23 protein-coding genes, 1 riboswitch and 2 other annotated features are annotated in these 20617 nt (G+C 35.1%); of the genes, 17 read left to right on the top strand and 6 right to left on the bottom strand.

Annotation, left to right across the window (positions count from 1 at the left end; genetic code table 11):
* Positions 1-73 precede the first annotated feature (73 nt).
* The 4 genes from cobA (at position 74) to JFU18_RS08305 (ending at position 3972) form a co-directional block, all read left to right on the top strand.
* The gene (gene cobA / locus JFU18_RS08320) at positions 74-850 is read left to right on the top strand and encodes a uroporphyrinogen-III C-methyltransferase (protein ID WP_002030683.1); all 777 of its coding nucleotides are present in this window, start codon (positions 74-76) and stop codon (positions 848-850) included.
* 1 nt (position 851) lies between these two features.
* A complete protein-coding gene (locus JFU18_RS08315; protein WP_002030685.1) occupies positions 852-1604 on the top strand; it encodes a sirohydrochlorin chelatase in 753 nt (250 codons plus the stop codon).
* The gene (locus tag JFU18_RS08310; RefSeq protein WP_201034913.1) at positions 1579-2196 is read left to right on the top strand and encodes an NAD(P)-binding protein; all 618 of its coding nucleotides are present in this window, start codon (positions 1579-1581) and stop codon (positions 2194-2196) included. The genes JFU18_RS08315 and JFU18_RS08310 overlap by 26 nt, the downstream gene beginning before the upstream one ends.
* A 61-nt stretch (positions 2197-2257) precedes the next feature.
* Positions 2258-2505, top strand: a binding site (T-box leader).
* Positions 2506-2616: 111 nt separating this feature from the next.
* Positions 2617-3972: a sodium-dependent transporter gene (locus JFU18_RS08305; RefSeq protein ID WP_002186320.1), complete on the top strand. Its 1356-nt coding sequence runs from the start codon at positions 2617-2619 to the stop codon at positions 3970-3972.
* Between the two features lie 32 nt (positions 3973-4004).
* On the opposite strand, the gene JFU18_RS08300 is transcribed toward JFU18_RS08305, so the two are convergent.
* Both JFU18_RS08300 and JFU18_RS08295 read right to left on the bottom strand, forming a co-directional pair.
* Positions 4005-4169, bottom strand: coding sequence for a hypothetical protein (locus JFU18_RS08300; protein WP_165762392.1), 165 nt, complete (start codon positions 4167-4169; stop codon positions 4005-4007).
* Between the two features lie 98 nt (positions 4170-4267).
* Complete coding sequence (locus JFU18_RS08295) at positions 4268-5542, bottom strand: murein hydrolase activator EnvC family protein (protein WP_061688837.1); 1275 nt, start codon at positions 5540-5542, stop codon at positions 4268-4270.
* Positions 5543-6033: 491 nt separating this feature from the next.
* Between JFU18_RS08295 and gltP the strand changes: the two genes are divergently transcribed.
* From gltP to JFU18_RS08280, 3 genes are all read left to right on the top strand, one after another.
* Entirely contained in the window at positions 6034-7308 is a 1275-nt protein-coding gene (gene gltP, locus JFU18_RS08290) for a glutamate/aspartate:proton symporter GltP (RefSeq protein WP_002011680.1), read from the top strand.
* Between the two features lie 68 nt (positions 7309-7376).
* Positions 7377-7895, top strand: a complete 519-nt coding sequence (locus JFU18_RS08285; protein WP_002030693.1) for a ribonuclease FAU-1 family protein — start codon at positions 7377-7379, stop codon at positions 7893-7895.
* A 120-nt stretch (positions 7896-8015) separates the two neighbouring features.
* Positions 8016-8121, top strand: a riboswitch (SAM riboswitch).
* Positions 8122-8215: 94 nt separating this feature from the next.
* Positions 8216-9532, top strand: a complete 1317-nt coding sequence (locus JFU18_RS08280; RefSeq protein ID WP_033709769.1) for a Na+/H+ antiporter NhaC family protein — start codon at positions 8216-8218, stop codon at positions 9530-9532.
* A gap of 68 nt (positions 9533-9600) precedes the next feature.
* Here JFU18_RS08280 and JFU18_RS08275 read toward each other — a convergent pair whose 3' ends face one another.
* Positions 9601-10023 carry a GNAT family N-acetyltransferase gene (locus JFU18_RS08275; protein WP_002011677.1) on the bottom strand — a complete coding sequence of 141 codons (423 nt, stop codon included), beginning with the start codon at positions 10021-10023 and terminating at the stop codon, positions 9601-9603.
* Positions 10024-10333: 310 nt separating this feature from the next.
* Here JFU18_RS08275 and JFU18_RS08270 point away from each other — a divergent pair, with 310 nt between their 5' ends.
* The 6 genes from JFU18_RS08270 to JFU18_RS08245 all read left to right on the top strand — a co-directional run bounded on the left by JFU18_RS08270 (position 10334) and on the right by JFU18_RS08245 (position 14295).
* Positions 10334-10690 (top strand): lmo0954 family membrane protein, encoded by a 357-nt coding sequence (locus JFU18_RS08270; RefSeq protein ID WP_002011676.1) that lies wholly within the window; start codon positions 10334-10336, stop codon positions 10688-10690.
* 44 nt (positions 10691-10734) lie between these two features.
* On the top strand, positions 10735-11397 hold the full coding sequence (locus tag JFU18_RS08265; protein WP_002011675.1) for a PspA/IM30 family protein: 663 nt from the start codon (positions 10735-10737) through the stop codon (positions 11395-11397).
* A 106-nt stretch (positions 11398-11503) separates the two neighbouring features.
* Positions 11504-12244: a cell wall-active antibiotics response protein LiaF gene (gene liaF, locus JFU18_RS08260; protein WP_002126337.1), complete on the top strand. Its 741-nt coding sequence runs from the start codon at positions 11504-11506 to the stop codon at positions 12242-12244.
* Complete coding sequence (locus JFU18_RS08255) at positions 12244-13299, top strand: sensor histidine kinase (protein ID WP_002011673.1); 1056 nt, start codon at positions 12244-12246, stop codon at positions 13297-13299. The genes liaF and JFU18_RS08255 overlap by 1 nt, the downstream gene beginning before the upstream one ends.
* Positions 13296-13928, top strand: a complete 633-nt coding sequence (locus JFU18_RS08250; protein ID WP_000598709.1) for a response regulator — start codon at positions 13296-13298, stop codon at positions 13926-13928. Before JFU18_RS08255 ends, JFU18_RS08250 begins: the two co-directional genes overlap by 4 nt.
* A 10-nt stretch (positions 13929-13938) precedes the next feature.
* Positions 13939-14295, top strand: coding sequence for a DUF3992 domain-containing protein (locus JFU18_RS08245; protein WP_002126339.1), 357 nt, complete (start codon positions 13939-13941; stop codon positions 14293-14295).
* Between the two features lie 24 nt (positions 14296-14319).
* Here JFU18_RS08245 and brnQ3 read toward each other — a convergent pair whose 3' ends face one another.
* On the bottom strand, positions 14320-15675 hold the full coding sequence (gene brnQ3, locus JFU18_RS08240) for a branched-chain amino acid transport system II carrier protein BrnQ3 (protein WP_201034914.1): 1356 nt from the start codon (positions 15673-15675) through the stop codon (positions 14320-14322).
* 57 nt (positions 15676-15732) lie between these two features.
* Positions 15733-15991, bottom strand: a binding site (T-box leader).
* A 262-nt stretch (positions 15992-16253) separates the two neighbouring features.
* Between brnQ3 and JFU18_RS08235 the strand changes: the two genes are divergently transcribed.
* Positions 16254-16463, top strand: a complete 210-nt coding sequence (locus JFU18_RS08235) for a hypothetical protein (RefSeq protein WP_000880630.1) — start codon at positions 16254-16256, stop codon at positions 16461-16463.
* Positions 16464-16502: 39 nt separating this feature from the next.
* On the opposite strand, the gene JFU18_RS08230 is transcribed toward JFU18_RS08235, so the two are convergent.
* Positions 16503-17279 carry a class I SAM-dependent methyltransferase gene (locus JFU18_RS08230; protein ID WP_201034915.1) on the bottom strand — a complete coding sequence of 259 codons (777 nt, stop codon included), beginning with the start codon at positions 17277-17279 and terminating at the stop codon, positions 16503-16505.
* A gap of 108 nt (positions 17280-17387) precedes the next feature.
* Here JFU18_RS08230 and JFU18_RS08225 point away from each other — a divergent pair, with 108 nt between their 5' ends.
* On the top strand, positions 17388-18239 hold the full coding sequence (locus tag JFU18_RS08225) for a YhfM domain-containing protein (protein ID WP_002011668.1): 852 nt from the start codon (positions 17388-17390) through the stop codon (positions 18237-18239).
* Between the two features lie 183 nt (positions 18240-18422).
* Here the strand turns inward: JFU18_RS08225 and JFU18_RS08220 are convergent, their stop codons facing one another.
* Positions 18423-18620, bottom strand: a complete 198-nt coding sequence (locus JFU18_RS08220) for a hypothetical protein (RefSeq protein WP_000776287.1) — start codon at positions 18618-18620, stop codon at positions 18423-18425.
* 152 nt (positions 18621-18772) lie between these two features.
* Here JFU18_RS08220 and JFU18_RS08215 point away from each other — a divergent pair, with 152 nt between their 5' ends.
* Together JFU18_RS08215 and JFU18_RS08210 are read left to right on the top strand one after the other, a co-directional pair.
* Positions 18773-19870, top strand: a complete 1098-nt coding sequence (locus JFU18_RS08215; RefSeq protein WP_201034916.1) for a site-2 protease family protein — start codon at positions 18773-18775, stop codon at positions 19868-19870.
* Positions 19871-19984: 114 nt separating this feature from the next.
* Positions 19985-20503, top strand: a complete 519-nt coding sequence (locus JFU18_RS08210) for a hypothetical protein (RefSeq protein WP_201034917.1) — start codon at positions 19985-19987, stop codon at positions 20501-20503.
* Positions 20504-20617 lie beyond the last annotated feature (114 nt).

The raw sequence follows: 20617 nt of genomic DNA, 5'->3' as shown, positions 1-20617 counted from the left end.
TACGAAATAATAGTAACTTCCATTCGTGATTAAGAGTGGAAGTTTCATTTTATAGTAGAAATGAGGAGAGATTATGGGGAAGGTTTATATCGTCGGGGCGGGTCCTGGTGATCCGGATTTAATTACTGTTAAAGGGTTGAGATGCATCGAGAAGGCTGATGTTATATTGTACGACCGTCTCGTAAATAAAGAATTGCTTTCTCATGCAAAGCCTGAAGCGGATTTAATTTATTGCGGGAAACTCCCAAATTATCACACGATGAAGCAAGAGACAATTAACACATTTCTTATTAAATATGCGAAAAAAGGAAAAGTTGTAACGAGACTTAAGGGCGGAGATCCATTTGTATTTGGAAGAGGTGGAGAAGAAGCTGAAGCGTTAGCGAAGCAAAGTATCCCATTTGAAATTATTCCTGGTATTTCAGCTGGTATAGCTGCTCCTGCTTATGCTGGAATTCCAGTAACGCATCGCGATGCAAGTGCAAGTTTTGCTGTTGTGACAGGGCACCGGAAAGAAGGGGCTGAAGAGGAAGTGAAGTGGGAAAGTTTAGCGAAAGGTGTAGATACATTAGCGGTCTATATGGGGGTTAGTAATTTACCTTACATATGTGAACAACTAATAAAACATGGAAAAGATCAAAGTACACCTGCCGCTATCATTGAGTGGGGAACGACATCTATGCAGCGTACTGTTACAGCGACGTTAGGAACAATTGTAGATGTTGCCAAAAAAGAACGAATTCAAAATCCGAGTATGATTGTTATTGGAGAAGTTGTCCGTTTTAGAGAAAAGATACATTGGTTTGAGAAACAAACGGAAAATGCATATCAAGTAAGCGGAGTATTGTAAAATGAAGGCTGTTATATATATATGTCATGGAAGCCGTTTGAAAGCAGCAAAAGAAGAAGCGGTTGCATTTATTACGTCATGTATGAACCGTGTAGAGGCAAATATTCAAGAAATTTGTTTTTTAGAGCTAGCGAATCCTTCTATTGAAGAAGGATTTCGTACATGTGTGAAGCGTGGTGCTACAGAGATTGTCGCTATTCCTGTTTTTTTATTAGCGGCAGGACATGTAAAGAAAGATATTCCGTTTGAATTACGAAAGTTAAACGAGGAATATCCGGATATCAAAATAGTGTATGGTAATCCATTTGGTGTATCAGAAGTGCTTGTAAAAGCGGTATATAACGGAAGTGGTATTAAAGACTATAAAGAAGAAGTAACACTTTTGCTCGTTGCAAGAGGGAGTAGTGATCCGGAAACTTTACAAGACATAAAGTGGATTTCTTCTTTATTTCAAAAAGAAGAGAACATTAAAGAGGTGGAAGTTTGTTATTTAGCAGCCGCGGAGCCGAAGTTTGATGAGAGGTTGAAAGAAATTGTAGAACAAAAAGAACGGAACATTGTTGTGTTACCTTACTTATTATTTACAGGCTTACTCATGAAACATGTTGAGAAAGAAGTGCGTCAATATGAGTCGGAAGAGATAAAAATAAGTCCCTATTTAGGAAAGAATGTAGCGTTTCGAGAGATGTTAATTCAGAAAACAGAGGAAATATTGAAGGGAGATCAATATGTATCCACTTACAGTGCGAGTTGATAAGAAACGTGTTGTTGTCATTGGTGGAGGGAAAGTAGCGGGGTTTAAAATTATTCCTTTACTAAAACAAGGTGCGGATATAGTTGTGGTAAGTACAGAATTAGATGCGAATTTAGTGAAACTTGTAGAAGAAAAGCAAATTCGTTGGTATCAAAGAGAGTATGAGAAAAGTGATATTAAAGATGCTTTTTTAGTAGTTGCAGCGACTAGCGATTCGATACTAAATGAACGAATTGCTGAAGATGTCTCGGTAAATCAATTGGTAAATGTTATTACGAATCCGGAAAGTGGAAATGTTCATTTTCCGGCGGCGTTTCATCGTGGTTTGCTTAATGTAGCTGTTTCTACAGGAGGAGCAAGCCCGAAATTGGCGAAAAAAATTCGTGACGATATCGCAAATAAATATGATGAGACATATGAAGCGTATCTTAATTTTTTATATGAAGTAAGAATAAAAGTGAAAGAATTACAAGTAGATAAGCGGCAGAGAAATATACTATTACAAGAAGTATTAAAGTCAGTATATGTTCTAAATGGAGAAAAAAGAGAATTGTTTTTACAAGAATTAGAGAGAAAGGTTCATATAGGATAATGAATAAATTGTGCTTTACAACTATAAGAATATAATTTATAATCACAAGTAACTTCAATAGATGAAATCGATGAGCAAGAAGAGTACGTATATTTGATGCGTTCAGAGAGCTGGGGTAAGGTGTGAGCCCGGTACGATAAAATATACAGAATGGGCTTGCGAGAGGTATGCTGAACATTGCAGTAGGCAACCCGGGTTCCGCCGTTAAAAGGATAGAGTATCGGAATTTTCCTGTACTTGAACAAGTGGGATTTATCAATCCAATTGAGGTGGTACCACGGTATTTATATTACATATATCGTCCTCTACATGCATATTTGCGTGTAGGGGACTTTTTTATTTTCTAAAGGAGGTGTGCGAGTATGAAATGAAAGTGTATAATTGGTAAAAGTTTAAATATTCAGAAAAGGAGAAATTATAATGAAAGAAACACAGCAATGGACGTCGAAAATAGGCTTTGTACTCGCAGCAGCGGGAGCCGCAGTAGGTCTTGGGGCAATATGGAAGTTTCCATATGTTGCAGGTAATGGAGGGGGAGGCGCGTTCTTCCTTGTATTCTTACTATTAACTTTATTTATTGGTATGCCTCTTCTTGTAGCTGAATTTGTTATTGGCCGTAGTACTCAAAAAGAGGCAGTTACAGCTTATAAAGTATTAGTACCAAATAGCAAGCTATATCCTTGGATTGGTCGTATGGGGGTTGTTACTTGTTTTAGCGTACTATCTTTTTATAGTGTTGTAGGTGGATGGATTTTACTTTATTTATACTATAGTGTCACAGGTAGTTTCTGGAACGGAGTAGTCGATTATGGGCAATTGTTTGCTGAAACAATTGCAAATCCAGTAAGTGCGATTGGGGCGCAATTCATTTTTATGCTTTGTACCATTTTTGTTGTTAGTAAAGGTGTGGAAAAAGGCATAGAAAAGGCAAGTAAGTACATGATGCCGCTATTATTCATTTTATTTATTGCTATCATTATTCGTGCGTTAACACTTGATGGTGCTATGGCTGGGGTAGAGTTCTTCTTAAAACCAGATTTTTCAAAGCTTACAGCAGATACGATTTTATATGCGATGGGACAATCTTTCTTCTCACTAACGGTAGGTGCCTCGGTAATGGTAACGTATAGTTCGTATTTAAAGAAAGAAGAGCATTTAGCTAAATCAGCAACATCTATTGTAAGTTTAACTGTATTTGTTACAGTACTTGCAGGATTAGCGATTTTTCCGGCGATTTTCGCATTAGGAGTTAAACCGACAGAAGGACCAGGGCTACTGTTTATCGTTCTTCCTGCTGTCTTTGCAAAAATTCCATTTGGACAATTTTTCTTCATTATGTTTTTAGTTTTATTCTTCTTTGCGACTTTAACATCTGCGATTTCAATGCTTGAAATTGTAGTAGCATCTGTTGCGAAAGATAATGAGAAGAAGCGTCCGTCAGCTTCTTTATTAATTGGTATTCTTATTTTTGCAGTTGGTATTCCATCAGCGTTATCGTTTGGAATTATGAGTGATGTAAAAATATTTGGTAAGACATTCTTTGATTTCGTCGATTTTTCGGTAAGTAATGTATTACTGCCACTCGGAGTGCTAGCCATTTCGCTATTCGTACCAAATAAAATGAGTAAAGAGTTATTAATGAAAGAATTAGAAGTTACGGAAACGAAAGGGAAAACATTATTTAACATTTGGTTCTTCTTACTTCGTTATGTTATTCCGGTAACTGTAATTATCGTATTTTTAAATGCGATAGGCGTATTTAAAATGTTTGCATAATAAAAAGACGGAGATGTGGATTCTCCGTCTTTTTATTGTGTTGTAGCAGTATTTAATAAGCGATTATATGCTTTATAAGCTGTGACAACTGCGATAAATGATCCAATTAAAAATAACGCTGAGCCGCCGAATGTAAATAGCCGGCCAATGTATGTTTCTCTAGCTTCTTCTATTTCTTCTTGTAATTGTGTATTCATATTTATCACCCCGCAAAATATAGGCATTTAGTTGTAGTTTATGTAAAACGCCTAAAAAGTGTGAAGTAGTAAAAAAAACTCGGTATGCACCGAGTTTTTTATAATCCGATATAAGGAGACGGATCTACTGCGTTTGTCTTACCAACATTCCATTCCCCAAGGTGAAGTTCGAAGTGTAAATGTTGTCCGTATGATTGGCCAGTGTTCCCCATAAAGCCAAGTTGAGTGCCTTGTTTTACAGTTTGTCCATTAGATACAGAACGGCTACTCATATGTGCATATACAGTTGTATATGTTTTTCCGTTTATACGGTGAGATAAGTATACAACATTTCCGTAACTAGATGATAATTCTGAACGGATAACGACGCCATCTGCAGCGGCAATAATTGGCACTGTTCCTGAAGCTGCGATATCGATTCCTTTATGGTTATCTAAAGAACGTGTACCAAATCCTGAAGTTTTCGATCCCGCGGCAGGTTTAATAAATCCACCTTTGTTCGTATCTTGCGGTGTTGGTGCGGATTGTGTGCTTTCTTTAGCATTTGCGGCGGCTTGTTTTTTTGCTTCCTCAGCCTTACGTGCCTCTTCAGCTTTACGCGCTTCTTCTGCACGTTTTTCTTCTTCAATTGCTTTTTGAACAGCTTGACGCTGGTTTTCTAAAATGCCTTTTGATTCTTCTAACCCTTCAATCTCTGAATCTACTTTTGCTACTTTCGTATGTAGATCGTTAATAAAAGTTTGTTGCTGTTGTTGGTTACTTTGTAATTCTTGCTGTTTTTGTTCTAATTTTTGCTCAGATGCTTTCAGTTGTTGCTCTTTTTTCTCAACAGCCTCTTTTTCTGTCGTCACAGCATTTTGATCGCTTGTTTGTTTTTTCACAATATCTGTATCGTTATTTAAAATTAAACTTACAGAATACATATTATCAACAAGATCGGCAATATTTGCAGAACTTGTTATTACTTCTGTAATGATACTCGTACGAGGCTTTTCTTGCATAGATTGTAGTCGTTGTTTAATAACTTCCTGCCGTGTATCTATGTTCGTTTGTAATTGCTCTATATGTTTCTTTTTTTCAGTAATAACTTGCTGTGTGTTGCTAATTTCTTTTTTTGTATCGTTTAATTCAGCTTCGTTTTTATTAATAGAAGTAGTTAATTCGTCGATTTTCTTTTGTAATTCCTGGATTTCTTTTTCTATTTGTTCTTTCTCAGCTGATTTATTTTGTAAGTCATTTTGTTTGCCTTCTAATTCGGATTGAATATTAGATAATTTATTCTCATTCGTTTCAGCGTATACGGGTGAAAGTAACGGGGAAACGAAAATCGTTCCAGCTGCTAAAACACTAAATGCTGCAAATTTCTTTTTCATGGTTGTCTTGCTCCTTTCCCTATGAATGTTATATATCATAAGAAGAAGAGTGTCTATCGTTGTAATCATAATGTAAAGAAAATTTTATAATTTTGCTAAGTTTTGTCGGAATTTAGTATCTTTTCGTAGTGTTTGTCATAAAGTTAAAATTCTTGAATGTATAGAAAAAGATATCAATTTCTATATTTTTAAAAAAAACATGGGAAATGATGGAGTTTTCCATAATGAAACAGTATTTTAAAAACCTATCAATCACTAGTAAGGAATCGATTTCATGTGAGGTTTTCTGACATGGAGTTTGTTTTTGTCAAGAAAATTATTTGCATTCGTGCAAACTTATTTTGTTGTCAGATTTTAAATTTTGATTTATGATTTTCAACAGGGACAAAATGTAGTGAATTGTCGAATAATATGTAATACTCTTAATTTCAAGTTTTATAGAGATAGAATGAGAGATAGAGTGACACATCGAAGAGGGGGTTACCACAAGTATGAAAAGAATAGGACTTGCATGGCAAATTTTAATAGGACTTGCGCTTGGTATTACAGTTGGGGCGATTTTCTTTGGCAATCAGGAAGTGGTGAAGTACTTACAACCAATTGGTGATATTTTCATCCGATTAATTAAGATGATTGTTGTACCGATTGTTGTAGCGAGTATTGTTGTTGGGGTTGCTGGTGTTGGCGATATTAAAAAGTTAGGTCGACTAGGCGGAAAAACAATTATTTACTTTGAAATTATTACAACACTTGCAATTGTTGTTGGTTTATTAATAGCAAACATTTTCCAACCTGGAAAAGGCGTTGATATGGATAAGTTAACAAAAACAGATATTTCTAAATATACACATACGACAGAGCAAGTACAAAGTCATTCGTTCGCGGATACGTTTGTAAATATTGTTCCGACGAACATTATGAAATCATTAGCTGAAGGTGATATGCTTGCTATTATCTTCTTCTCAGTATTATTTGGTTTAGGTGTAGCAGCAATTGGTGAGCGTGGTAAACCAGTTCTACAATTTTTCCAAGGTGTAGCAGATGCAATGTTTTATGTAACGAACCAAGTTATGAAGTTTGCACCATTTGGTGTATTCGCATTAATTGGTGTTACAGTTTCTACATTCGGATTAGCTTCATTAATTCCATTAGGGAAATTACTCATTGTAGTATACGGAGCAATGATCTTCTTCGTTGTAGTTGTATTAGGACTTACAGCGAAAATATTTGGAATAAACATTTTCCAATTCTTTAAGATTTTAAAAGACGAGCTGATCTTAGCGTATTCTACAGCAAGTTCAGAAACGGTTTTACCGAAAATTATGGAGAAAATGGAGAAATTCGGTTGTCCGAAAGCAATTACATCTTTCGTTATTCCAACAGGTTATTCATTTAACTTAGATGGATCAACTTTATATCAAGCAATTGCGGCAATTTTCTTAGCGCAAATGTACGGTATTGAATTATCCATTACACAACAAATTACGTTATTACTTGTATTAATGGTTACATCAAAAGGTATCGCGGGTGTACCGGGCGTATCATTCGTTGTATTATTAGCAACACTTGGTACAGTAGGTATTCCAGCTGAAGGTTTAGCGTTTATTGCAGGTATTGACCGTATTCTTGATATGGCTCGTACAGCAGTTAACGTTGTAGGTAACTCTTTAGCGGCTGTAGTTATGTCTAAGTGGGAAGGTCAATATGACGCTGAAAAAGGACAAGCCTATTTAAAAGAGATATCTGAAAAGGGTCAAGCAGCTTAATTATAATATGAACAAGCTCTCACATAATATGTGGGGGCTTTTCTATATATAGAAGAGGAGCGGACGTAATGAAACGTAAATATGGTGACGGTTCTTCGTGGAAGCGACTAATAGAGAAGGATTATAGGGTTAAGCAAGTAGAGGATGGAATGTTAGGAATACTGGACATAAAAAAAGTGAGAGAACCTAGTTATAAAGAATACAATGGTAAACAGCTTTGCATTGCAGGTGATGGGTATACATGGATGCAATATTTTATAAATGGGGAAAACTTTGCAATTACAGCTATGTTAGACAATCAAAAACAATTAGTACAATATTATATCGACGTGACGAAAGAATATAAAATAGACGAGCGTGGTTTACCTTATTTTGATGATTTATATTTAGATGTAGTATTGTTACCGAACGGTGAGATCTATGTACTGGATGAAGACGAGTTAGAGGATGCCTATAAAATTGGTGATGTTACAAAAGAAGAATATGAGTTAGCATGGAATACAACAAAATGGATTATCGCGACGATAAAAAATAGAAAATTTTATTGGATCTCAATATTGGATAAAGAAATCGAAAAGTTAAAATGATTGGTTTATTCATATTTTTGTATAATTACCAAAAAAATCTATACAAAAAATAATTGACTTTTGTTTTGTAAGCGAGTAAAGTTAGGAAAGAAATTATTATTAAAAAATAAATATGAAACCTTCTTATAAAGAGAGGCGGAGGGACTGGCCCTACGATGCCTCGGCAGCGGACTCGATTTCAGAGTGCTGTGCCAAATCCAGCAAGCATGTGCTTGAAAGATGAGAAGAGTGTTTCTTATAGATGTATAAGACCTCTTCTCATCGGAAGAGGTCTTTTGTTGTTCATTAGAAAAGGTTGAAAACTAGGGAGAGATGATACTTTGAAAGAAACGAGAGGAAATGGTTTAGCGTTATTACCACTTGGAATATTTTTGGCGCTATTTATTGGTTCTGGAATTATTACAGGTGATTTCTATAAATTGCCGATACTTGTAGCAATTTCAATTGCCGTAGGAATTGCTTTAGTGATGAATCGTAAGGAAAGCTTTAATGTGAAAGTAGAACGATTTGCTAAAGGTGCAGGAAACCCTGATATTATGATTATGGTATTAATTTTTGTACTTGCAGGGGCGTTTTCTGAAACAGCAAAAGGAATGGGCGGAGTTGATTCCACTGTTAACTTAGCTTTATCTATTTTGCCACCAGGATTTATCGTTGCTGGAATTTTTGTTATAGGGGCATTTATTTCATTAGCGATGGGAACTTCAATGGGAACAATTGCAGCACTAGCACCGATTGCTGTAGGTATTAGTGGGCAAACTGATATCTCAATAGCACTTGCGATGGCTACTGTTGTGGGCGGAGCGATGTTTGGTGATAATTTATCATTTATTTCAGATACGACAATTGCTGCTGTTCGTTCACAAGGAACAGAAATGAAAGATAAGTTTAAAACGAACTTTTTAATTGTATTACCAGCCGCTATTATTACAATTGTACTATTAGTAATAATTACTTTAGGAAGTGATACACAAGTTAAAGCCCATAGTTTTGACTGGATAAAGATTTTACCGTATGCAGGAGTACTTATTACAGCACTACTTGGCTGGAATGTACTTATTGTGTTAACTGGTGGAACAATATTATCAGGTGCTATCGGCCTTATAGATGGAAGTTACACGTTAGAGAGTTTCTTTAAAAGTGTAACGACTGGAATGGGCGGTATGATGGAGCTAGTACTACTTGCTATATTAATCGGTGGTATGGTTGAACTTATCCAATATAATGGTGGCATTCAATATTTAATGAATCTTTTAACACGTAATATTCGTTCGAAAAAAGGAGCAGAGTTTGGTATTGCTGGCTTAGTGAGTATGACGAATATGTGTACAGCAAATAATACAATTTCTATCATTTTTACAGGTCCGCTTGCGAAAAATATTGCGGATCAGTATGAAATTGATCCCCGTAAATCAGCGAGTGTACTGGATCTTTTCTCTTGCTGTGTACAGGGGTTAATCCCATATGGTGCTCAAATGTTAACAGCGGCAGGATTTGCTGCGTTATCTCCGGTCGAATTGTTACCATATGCATTTTATCCAATTTTAGTTGGAGTATGTGGAATCATTTCTATATTAATTGGTTTCCCAAGATTTTCTAAAGTGGCGGAAAAAAAAGAGTATCATAAAACTGCATAACATAAAGAGACATTTATTATTAGCAGTTGAAAACGCTCGGAGAACATTCTCTGAGCGTTTTTTATTATTTATAAATCCTTTTTCAAATAGTAGTGTTTATAATCTCTTCCTACATTATCGAGGATACCATACTCTTTATAACCATATTTTTTATAGAAATCTAATGCTTGAAAGCTTAAAGTGTCAACTTTTATAAAATCACAATTTCTTTCTAAAGCGATTTTTTCTACTTCTAATAACAGTTTAGTTCCATACCCTAATGCACGTATATCTTCATCGATGATAAAAGAGTGAATCTCTAACCAATTCCAACAGACTTCACCTAATATTCCCCCGCATATTTTACCATTTTCATCTTTAAGAAATAAATGAATCTCTAAGTATCTGTCTCTTAAATCAGATGGAAAGTGCTTTAAATTATATTCATAAAGCTGATTGTTTATATAGTTTTTAGCGGCGGTATTGATTTCTTTCGTAATGTGTAAATTCATGATATATCCCCTTTAATTTAAATGTAGCCTTCTGATTTATTTTAACATAATTTTCTTAATAATATATTTAATGTAATTTAATAAACGTTTGTATGTATTGCTAATTTTTTGGACGCGCAAGTTGAGATTTTCATCCGTTATTGAATAAGAATTTTTCTGTATCTATACGCATCGCATACATGTTCGTTTTGCAAAAGGCTGAATTTAACTCAGTCTTAAGTCTGAGTTAAAAACGGTTCTTAAGCTCGTTATGAAAAAATGAAAAAATAGTTAAGATAAGAGTATCAAATCGAAGGGAGGCAAGCACAAGATGAAACAATTTCTAGCGTTTATCGCAGCCGGTATTTTGGCTTTAATTGCTCTTGGTAGTCTTGCTGGTATTGTAGGATTCGCCATTGGAGCAGGAGTTGTGTACTGGAGCTATAAATCATTTGTGCGAGCTAAATCATTCTTTGGAAAGTTAGCTTGGGGTATTGTTGGTTTAATCGGTTTGTCCATTGCACTTTCTCATTCCCCAGCATTAATCGGTATCGCAGCATTAGTAGTTTTATACTACGGATACCGTGAGTGGAAAAAAGGGAAAAATGTAGTTGTTGATTCTGCTCCAGAAAGTGCTAAACCATATAGCAACTTTGAAGATGAGTGGAACAAGTTAATGAAAAACTAATGTAAAATAAATCAAATTATAAAGTAGAAGAGAGGAAGATTATAATGAAACAATCTTTATTCGGACGTGTACGCGATGCAATTTTAGCTGATTTTCATAATGTGTTAGATGAGAAAGAAAGAAAAAATCCAATTGCTATGTTAAACCAATATTTACGCGATAGTGAGCGTGAAATAACAAAAATTGAGAAGTTAATTCAGCGTCATAAAACATTAAAATCTAACTTCGCTCGTGAGCTTGAGCAAGCACGTTATTTCGTTAATAAAAGATCAAAGCAAGCTATCATCGCACAAGAAGCAGGCGAATTGCAATTGCATGAACGTGCATTAGAAGAAGTAGCGTATTATGAAGGGCAAGTAACTCGCTTAGAAGAAATGTATGCTGGTGTTGTAGAGCAAATTGATGAGTTAGAGCGTCGTCTTTCAGAAATGAAAAATAAATTAAAAGAAATGAACGCAAAGCGTATGGAATTAATGGCACGTGAAAATATGGCGCATGCAAACCGCCGTATGAATACTGCTATGCATAAAATGGATGAAAATAATCCGTTCTTACGATTCGAAGAAATTGAAGATCACATTCGTGACATAGAGCTTCGTATAAATGAAGAGCATGAGCGTGATACATTTGATATGAAAATTGCAAAACTAGAGAGTGAAATGAAAGAGAAAAATGAAGTATCGTTAACGAAAGAAGTAACAAAATAATTGTAGTATATAATAAAACAGGCTTATGATATAGTGATAGGAGAAAAGGTGTTGGAAAGCAATGCCTTTTCTTCTATGTATATGTGACAAGGAGGGGGGAGCTGAAATGAAGAAGCAATTTTCAAAAACACAATTTATGGGGATGCTCCTCATCATATTTGGATTCGGTCTTTTTCTTGATATGATACTTGGACATTTTGAACCAGGTGGTCTAATATTTGCATTTATTATGATTATGTTTGGAAGACATTATCGAAAGAAGAACCGTTATGTAAGAGGGAATGTATTTTTATTTGTCGGTGGTATTGTCTTCTTATTCTTCTTATTTTCATCAGCGGCATTCGTACTTGTTGTGTTTGCTTGTTTAGCTTTAATTGGTTATCAACTTATTCAACAAGGACATCGGCAAAAAGCAATGAAAGTTGAAATTAAAGAAAAGGGATATATAAATGAAGAAAAACAAATATATCGTACAGAACCGTATATAAAAAATATGTTTGTAGGTAATGTACGAATGATGGATCATATTTATGAAATAGAGGATATTAACGTCCAATATGGTGCTTGTGACGTCGAGATTGATTTAACAACTGCTATGATTCCAGAGGGAGAAACGGTTATTGTGATTAGGGGCGTTATTGGTAATATTCGCTTATATGTACCATATGATATTGAATTGTCTTTAAATCATTCTGTTATTGTTGGGCGAGTGCTCCTGCCAGGACACGAAGAAACTGGATTTAACCGTAATGTTACGTTTAGAACAGAACAGTATAAAGAAGCCCCTCGTCGTATTAAAATTATTTCTTCGCTTGTCGTAGGCGATACGGAAGTGAGGAAAGTATAATGAAAAAACAAAGGAATATTTCGTGGATGTATATTCGTTATTCTATGTTGTCCTCTGTTAGTATCGCACTTATTTGTACAATTGTATATGTATGGAAAAGCGAGCAACAAGTTTATGATTTACTCTGGAAAGAATCCATTGCTTCTGTTCCAATTGGCTTGTTTATTATGAGTACGAGTCTTCTTATCGGAGGAATTGTAGGATATGCAATCGGTTATTATATAGAACAGCGTATACAAGGATTAAATACTTTTCTATTTGAAGTAGAGCGAGGGAATTTTCCGAGTGATGTTTCATTTACTGCGGACGATGAATTTCATGAAGTGGAACGAAAAGTAATTGGTCTTGCTCGTCGCTTAGAGGAGCAAGCTGGGCTATTTCAAAAAGTAACGAATGAACGAGCCCATTGGAATGAAGAGATGAGACAAGAAGCGATTTCTCAAGAAAGGCATCGATTAGCGAGAGAGCTACATGATTCTGTAAGTCAGCAGCTTTTTGCAATGTCGATGATGATGTCAGCCATTAATGAGCAAGCAGCTGAAATTCCAGACACGACGAAAAAACAGTTGCAGCTTGTTGAGAATATGGTTGTAAATGCACAATCAGAAATGAGAGCATTGCTCCTTCATTTACGCCCAGTGCAGTTAGAAGGTAAGAAACTAACAGAGGGTATAGAAGAATTATTAACAGAACTGTCTAGAAAGCAACATATGAAAATTGAATGGTTAATTGAACCGATTCAATTAAAAAAAGGTGTAGAGGATCATTTATTCCGTATTGTACAAGAGGCGCTGTCTAATACTTTACGGCATGCGAAGGCAAAGAAAACCGAAGTACGCCTTCGGAAAATTGATCAATATGCGATTTTGAAAATTATTGATGACGGTGTTGGGTTTAAAGTCGGTGTTAATAAGGCTGGTTCATACGGTTTAAGGTCAATGCAAGAGCGAGTTCATGAAATTGGTGGTACATTAAAAGTTCTTAGTTTTCCGAATAAAGGTACGCAAATAGAAGTGAAAGTACCTATTATGATTGAGAGAGGGGGAGAATCATGATAAAAGTATTACTAGTTGATGATCATGAAATGGTTCGAATGGGTGTATCAGCATATTTATCAACGCAGCCAGATATTGAAGTAGTTGGAGAAGCTGAAAATGGAAGAAAAGGTTCAGAGTTAGCTTTGCAATTAAGACCGGATATTATTTTAATGGACCTTGTTATGGATGAGATGGATGGGGTTGAAGCGACACGTGCTATTATTCAAGAATGGCCAGAAGCGAAAATTGTAGTTGTCACGAGCTTTTTAGATGATGAAAAGTTATATCCTGTTATTGAGGCGGGGGCGACAAGTTATTTATTAAAAACATCAAGAGCGAGTGATATTGCAGATGCTGTAAGAGCTACTTATGATGGGGAAACGGTATTAGAGCCGAAAGTTACTGGCAAAATGATGTCTCGTATGCGTCAGAAGAAAGAACAACCTTTGCATGAGGAGTTAACAGAAAGAGAGTCTGAAATTTTGTTATTAATTGCAGAGGGGAAAAGTAATCAAGAGATTGCAGATGAGTTGTTTATTGCCCTTAAAACAGTAAAGACACATGTGAGTAATATATTAAATAAGCTAAATGTAAGTGACCGGACACAGGCGGTTATTTATGCGTTTAGACACCAATTGACGAAATAAGAAGGAAGCTTTGACTATATATGGTCAAAGCTTTTTATTGACGGTTATTTATGTAAGCGTTATCATTAAGGTGTTAACAGTACATACAAAGGGGAGAGAGTGTATGTTAGTTCAAACGATATTTGGAATGGATGAAACGAAAAAATTAGGTAACTATGTGAATGCGTTGCAAGCACTTTGTGAACAATATGATATTGAAACAGATCGTATTGCAATTATTGAGGCGACAGAAGAATATTATTTATTTCTAGTGAAGCAAGAAGATTGCTATGATGTTGTAAAAGTAGAAACAGTGGATACGAATATTGATTACTATACGAAAGCTTATAAAGTAAGTAGCTTTAATCATACTTCTTATCAAATGTAAAAAACTCCCGAAATGGGAGTTTTTTTATGATACTTTCGATTCAGGTGAATGATCCGTTAATGGTACTGCTTTGGCGCCACTTAATTTTGCGATAGCAAAACCGATAATAGCCCCAACTAACGCTGGTACTAACCAGCCAATTCCTTCATTATATAATGGAATAAACTCAAAATAAGATGTGATAAATGAAACAGGAATATTCCCTTGTTTTAATCCGTCAAAAACGCTAACAATTGCTGTTCCGATTAAAGCACATACATAAACAGATCGATAGCCACCGAAATATTTATGAAGTAATGATAATAACACGAGTACAATTGCAACTGGATATACAACAAGTAAAATAGGAACAGAGATTGCGATAATTTTTGTTAAACCTAAGTTGGCAACTAATAATCCTAATGTGCAAATGACACTTGCTAACATTTTGTATGAAAATTTTGTCAATAATGTTGAGAAGTATTGACTGCACGCAGATACAAGTCCAACGCATGTTGTTAAGCAAGCAAGTGTAACGATAAGAGATAATAGAATTAGACCATATGGACCGAATAATTGTTGTACGATAACGGTAAGTAGCTGTCCTCCATTTTTTGCGTATCCGAGAGAGACACTAGTTGTACCGAGCCAGCCAAGTGCACCATATACAAGTACGAGACCAGTAGCGGCAATAAGTCCTGCTTTTGTTGTAGCGATGGCAATGGATTTACGATCACTCACACCTTTTGAGCGAATTGCATTTACAACGATAATCCCAAATGCAAGTGCTGAAATGGTATCCATCGTTAAGTATCCTTCCATAAAACCTTTGAAAATTGGAGAAGTTTGATACTCTTGCATGGCTGGTCCAGATTGCCCGAGGGGTGTAAATACACTCTTAACGAATAATAAAAAAATAGAGAGTAATAAAATAGGTGTTAATACACTTCCGATACGATCGACGAGCTTAGAAGGGTTTAAACTAAGCCAAAATACGATAGAAAAGAAGATGACTGTATATAAAAATAGCACTAGGCTGTTAGCGCGAATAGTTTCTGGTAAGAAAGAACTAACCCCCATTTCATAAGCGACATTAGCAACACGTGGGATGCCCATAGATGGACCGATTGCAATGTATACAACTACCGTAAAGAATATTCCGAATAATGGGTGAACATGACTTGCAAGTTGTTGCATTCCATTTCCTGATAGAGAAATAGCGATAACAGTAAGTAGTGGTAAGCCGACTCCTGTTAGTAAAAAGCCAATCATTGCTGGCCAAAAGTTTTCACCAGCATTTTGTCCAAGCATTGGAGGGAAAATTAAATTTCCTGCCCCAAAAAATAAAGAAAATAGCATAAGGCCTGTGAAAAAAACATGTTTTTTTGATACAGTGTTCATTGTTTTTCCTCCTTTTTTGTAAATTCATTGTAAGAACACAAAAAACTCGTCCCTAAAGAAAGGGACGAGTTATATTTACCCGCGATACCACCCTAATTTATACATGTAGAAATAAATCTATATGTATACGGCTTTGCAACGTACAACATGATACGTGTTCCTTGTAACGGGGGACATCCGGTAAGAACTTACTTTAGCATTCGGTTCTACTTCTCGGAGATGATTTTCGGTTAAGCACTGAACGTTGGCTTTCAGCAAATCGCCAACTCTCTGGGGAACAGTCCTATAACGTACTCGTTCTCGTCAATGAATTTTAATTCAAGTATTCTGACAGTATTTTCACATGTTTTTTTTAGAAAGTCAACATATTTTTTGGGAAATACACTTTCCTGTAGAAATATAGCTGAGAATATAAGGGTTAATACTATTTGTAAAAATGCTGTAAAACATTATAGAGAATTGTAAAGTTTATGGAGAAAATCGATATTTATAGGAGTAAGGAAGGAATTGTTTGAATTTGCAGAGAATAATACAACAATCCACTTGCTGGAAAGAACAAACCAAAAGAGGTGACTGAAATGCTTGCGATGGGAGTATTATTTGGCATTATTGCTATAATTGGTTTTATGTGGTTATATTATTCGCGTTCGTTTAAACAAGCAGAAGTTTTACTCTTTCAAAAAGGTAGTTTGTTGACAAATCAGTCTAGATATTTAGTATGTCCGAAGTGTGGAAGTGCACAGGCCAGGAGTGGAGGATATCAAGAGTGTTGCAAAATTAGATTATGAAAGAAGGAAGCCTCACATTATTTTGTGAGGCTTCCTTCCTTACAATTTTTTCGCGCTCCAAATTGTCCAACGATCTCTTTCGATGATAGGAGAGACGTTTTGTAATGCCGTTTGGATATGATGTAGAAGCTGAGAAAGTTCATTATCTGTTAGTTCATATAGAATGGATCGGCCTGTTCGAGGAGATAAATCTTGTAGCAAAGCTTCTACAGAATCATGTACTTTTCGTACTTCCCATTGTGTTTGAATGGGGAGCGCTTGAAGAGGATATGTTTGTAATAATTGCTGTATAGTAGTGGTTTTTGGTCTTCTTTGCGCTTCTGTTTCAATGAGTTTTGGAAAGACCGAGAAAAAATATCCACGAAGGTGTTCAGGACTTCCTGGGATTATACAATCTTCAATGGTCCGGTCTTGTAAAATAAGTAGACCGTCTTTTTTTAATATACGAGAAGCCTCTCGTATAAATGTGGGAATATCATGCAAATGATGAATGACTGCACGAGAAATGACAAGGTCGAATGTTTCATTAGGGAATGAGATATTATGTGCATCACCGTGAATGAATGAAATGTTTGGGAAGGCATTACAATTTTCTTTTGCAGCTTGTAATATTTCTTTTGAAAAATCAAGCCCAACAATACTTTTGGCTCCCATAAGAGCGAGTTCTTTCGTGTAAATGCCGCCACCACAACCTATATCAATTACTTGTTTATTTTGCACATCTACAATATTGTTTATTGTTTCCTGCCATGAAATATGTGCGTTACGATTTGCATACGTATACTTATTATTTGCATCATGAAAATTAATGGACATTGTAAAATCCTCCCTTCAGTTTATAGTATAGCTCATTCTATATAATGTAACGTTTTTGTTTTATGCATGAGGATTATAAGAATTTCTTATTGGAAAAGGAGAATCGATTTGAAAGGGAAATATTTAATGTTTTTATGTGTTATTTTACTCGCGTCGTGTGGTCAATCCGAGCAAAAGAAAGAACCGAAACAAGTAGAGGAGACAGTGAATGAAATGAGAGAACCATTACAAGTAACTGTTATGCAAAAAGGTAAAGAAGAAAAAAATTTAAAGAAAATGGATGCGGAGTTGGTGGTGGATATTATAAACAAAGCGGAAAAACAAGAAGTAACGGGTAGTTTTGGTGAACCGGAATATGAAATACAAATTAGTAGTGATGGAAAAAAAGAAACATATTATGCATGGTTAAGAGGAGAAGATCGCCGAGGATGGATTCAATATAAGAAAGATATGTATATGCTTAACGAAAAAGATACGGAAAAGCTTTTGGCTATCTTTCCAAAGATTCCAGAACAAAAAGAAGATGAGATGCAGGTAGGCACTTTAACGGAAGTAACAAAAAAAGACATGCAGATTACTGCGTTTCATATTAAAGCTGGTGATCAAAAAATGAATTATACAGTACGTTATACGATTTCGCAATCACTATATAATAAGTTAGCAAAGGAACAAGAATATTATTTGCAATTAATTTTCCCGGAAAAGGTTCAAAAATTAATTGGCGCAAAAGAGAGTGAAATAATTTCAGCTGAAAAAGTAAAGGAAGGGTATAAACAGTATGAGTTGAATGTTACTGTTCCGATAAAAGATGCTTCAGAATCACAATTAAAATCACTAGAAACCTATTATGATAATCACGATTTACAAATATTAAATAGTAAGAAAGAAAAAGTAGGAGCATTTCAAAACATTATTCAAATTGTTAAAGAGTATGGTGAAAAAATGAATTTACAAAGATAAAGTGAAATTTTAATCAGTGGGGGCATCCCCCGCTGATTATTAGCACGACTCCTACCTAAATTCTTTGCTCCAGCCGAATTTTGAGGTGGGATTCTTACTGCCCGTAAATAGCGGGCAGTAAGAATCATAAAGTCTATATGGCCTTTCCTAGGAAATGATAATAGAGGGGAAAGATCCCCTCTATTATTTTGCTTTTGCAGATGGCTCATTCATTGATTTTCGTGTAATTAGAAAGGAAATCATAAGAGCAGAAAGAATAATAAGGGCTATAAATAAGTGATTTGGCAACCAATCTAATAATAATACGTAGCTGACGGTATAAAAAATAAGAGTTGAAGCTAAAAACGATAGAGCGCCTATCATAAGAGATTGTAATTTCATTTGTATTTACCTCCTTTTATTTTTATTTTTGGCTAAAAATGGATGGAATAAACATTATTTCTAACAATAGAAAAAAATATGTCATAATAGAGAAAAAGAATAAGTTTTGATGAGTGTATATGGCTCAATAAAGCGAGATAAAGGAGAGGAATATGAAAAATAATAAAAAAGGATTATGGGGAGTTATCGTTGCAATAGGGTTATTTTTACTATCTAAGTTAAAATGGGTATTTGCAATTTTTAAGTTAGCAAAATTTTCAACAGTATTTAGTATGTTTTTATCGCTTGGTGCATACGCAGTCATATATGGTTGGAAGTTTGGGGTAGCACTCGTATATTTATTGTTTGTACATGAGATGGGGCATTTATGGGCAGCGAGAAAGAAAGGGATACCAACATCGCCAGCAATCTTCATACCATTTATGGGAGCTCTTATTGGGATGAAAGAGATGCCGAAAAATGCAAAAGATGAAGCTTACATTGCATATATGGGACCTCTTTTCGGATTGCTTTCATTTTTACCCGCGATCCCACTGTATATAATCACGAAAGAGCCGTTTTGGGCGCTTATTATTTTACTTGGAAGTATGATTAATTTCTTTAACTTAATTCCAGTTTCTCCAGTAGATGGTGGACGAATAATTTCAGTTGTAAGCACGAAAATTTGGGGAGCAGGGCTAGTTTTACTACTCGGCTATTCTATTTACTTCAAGAGTATTTTAGGAGGATTTATTTTTATTATCGGCTGTATGGAACTATATAGAGTAATAAAGAGAGATGAGCCGATTAAGGAATTAGGATATAAAATCGATGGAATGAAAGAATATGTTGCTAGGCTTGAAGAGGAATTAAAAGAAACTGGTGCGGTGCATCGAACGATTTATATGATTCACCATGAAATGAATGTATTAAGACAAAGAGAACGTGAAAAAGAATTAAAAACAGGAGAACTTCAAAAGATTGAAGTGCTAGAGTACCTTTTACCAAAATTTGAGCCACTTGATTATGTCCCATATGAAGATGAAAAAGAAATGCATACAATTCATATAAGAGAAGCATTTGAAATGTCAGAAAGAAAATTAAATGAATGGGAAACAGAAAAGGAACAACAAGAAAATTATTATAAAGTCGATACGAAAACGAAATGGACAGTATTTGCTTGTTATATCGGATTAATGGCTATACTCGGTTATACAGCTTATGAAGGTTATGTTGTTTTACAAGAGCATTTACCAAGGAGAAGTTTGTAGAAAAATAGTGTCGAAATGAAAAGGAGGATTTAAACAGGAATTACATTTCTACGAGAGAATGTTACAAGTGTAACAGTACATTGTAATATTCATAGTAGAAAAGGGGTTCTGTATATGAAGAAATTGTTAAGTGTATTGGTAACTATTACTGTGATGGCAATAGCGAGCTATAGTCTTATGAAAGTACTATTATATTATGCGAATAAGTCTGCTGGAGTAAATACAGTAGCACAAATAGAAGAGGTGCAAGAGAAGAAGAAGACACTCGATTTTGTTCGTACGACACATGAAAGTTATAATAATTTCTTGAATTATGGCAAGGCAGAGAAATATACAGATGGGGATTGGAAACATTTTAAACAATGGTTTCAAGAGCAAGAAGCCTCTTTAAAAAATATACATAAAGAAGTAAAAAATGAAAAAATAAAACGCGATGTGAATAGAAGTTATGAAATTGTAAAAAAAGGTGTGGAGCTTCAGAATATGGAGTATGTAATCTATGCTCATCGCGTATATCATGACTTGGATATACTTGTAAATAAATATAAAGGTGAGACGAATGTATGGGGGTATACCGAGTTTGGAGATGGGCAGAATATACAAGTAATTGAACAAGCAATACAAACGAAGTAGTAGGCTAGCTAGAATTCTAGTTAGCTTTTTTTTGAGCACTATTAATGATGGCTAATTAAAATTTACTTAATATGTGCATTGTTCATATATTTTTCACAAAAACACCATGTTAAT

Source organism: Bacillus sp. TH22 (genome assembly GCF_016651015.1).
In the GTDB taxonomy this organism is placed as follows: domain Bacteria; phylum Bacillota; class Bacilli; order Bacillales; family Bacillaceae_G; genus Bacillus_A; species Bacillus_A mycoides.
Note: the sequence above shows the minus strand (reverse complement) of the source record. Positions and strands in the feature narration are given on the sequence as shown.

Bases quoted from the DNA above. Each gene is read 5' to 3' on its own strand.
- cobA (WP_002030683.1), top strand. From the start codon at position 74: ATGGGGAAGGTTTATATCGTCGGGGCGGGTCCTGGTGATCCGGATTTA.
- JFU18_RS08315 (WP_002030685.1), top strand. From the start codon at position 852: ATGAAGGCTGTTATATATATATGTCATGGAAGCCGTTTGAAAGCAGCA.
- JFU18_RS08310 (WP_201034913.1), top strand. From the start codon at position 1,579: ATGTATCCACTTACAGTGCGAGTTGATAAGAAACGTGTTGTTGTCATT.
- JFU18_RS08305 (WP_002186320.1), top strand. From the start codon at position 2,617: ATGAAAGAAACACAGCAATGGACGTCGAAAATAGGCTTTGTACTCGCA.
- JFU18_RS08300 (WP_165762392.1), bottom strand. From the start codon at position 4,169: ATGAATACACAATTACAAGAAGAAATAGAAGAAGCTAGAGAAACATAC.
- JFU18_RS08295 (WP_061688837.1), bottom strand. From the start codon at position 5,542: ATGAAAAAGAAATTTGCAGCATTTAGTGTTTTAGCAGCTGGAACGATT.
- gltP (WP_002011680.1), top strand. From the start codon at position 6,034: ATGAAAAGAATAGGACTTGCATGGCAAATTTTAATAGGACTTGCGCTT.
- JFU18_RS08285 (WP_002030693.1), top strand. From the start codon at position 7,377: ATGAAACGTAAATATGGTGACGGTTCTTCGTGGAAGCGACTAATAGAG.
- JFU18_RS08275 (WP_002011677.1), bottom strand. From the start codon at position 10,023: ATGAATTTACACATTACGAAAGAAATCAATACCGCCGCTAAAAACTAT.
- JFU18_RS08270 (WP_002011676.1), top strand. From the start codon at position 10,334: ATGAAACAATTTCTAGCGTTTATCGCAGCCGGTATTTTGGCTTTAATT.
- JFU18_RS08265 (WP_002011675.1), top strand. From the start codon at position 10,735: ATGAAACAATCTTTATTCGGACGTGTACGCGATGCAATTTTAGCTGAT.
- liaF (WP_002126337.1), top strand. From the start codon at position 11,504: ATGAAGAAGCAATTTTCAAAAACACAATTTATGGGGATGCTCCTCATC.
- JFU18_RS08255 (WP_002011673.1), top strand. From the start codon at position 12,244: ATGAAAAAACAAAGGAATATTTCGTGGATGTATATTCGTTATTCTATG.
- JFU18_RS08250 (WP_000598709.1), top strand. From the start codon at position 13,296: ATGATAAAAGTATTACTAGTTGATGATCATGAAATGGTTCGAATGGGT.
- brnQ3 (WP_201034914.1), bottom strand. From the start codon at position 15,675: ATGAACACTGTATCAAAAAAACATGTTTTTTTCACAGGCCTTATGCTA.
- JFU18_RS08235 (WP_000880630.1), top strand. From the start codon at position 16,254: ATGCTTGCGATGGGAGTATTATTTGGCATTATTGCTATAATTGGTTTT.
- JFU18_RS08230 (WP_201034915.1), bottom strand. From the start codon at position 17,279: ATGTCCATTAATTTTCATGATGCAAATAATAAGTATACGTATGCAAAT.
- JFU18_RS08220 (WP_000776287.1), bottom strand. From the start codon at position 18,620: ATGAAATTACAATCTCTTATGATAGGCGCTCTATCGTTTTTAGCTTCA.
- JFU18_RS08215 (WP_201034916.1), top strand. From the start codon at position 18,773: ATGAAAAATAATAAAAAAGGATTATGGGGAGTTATCGTTGCAATAGGG.
- JFU18_RS08210 (WP_201034917.1), top strand. From the start codon at position 19,985: ATGAAGAAATTGTTAAGTGTATTGGTAACTATTACTGTGATGGCAATA.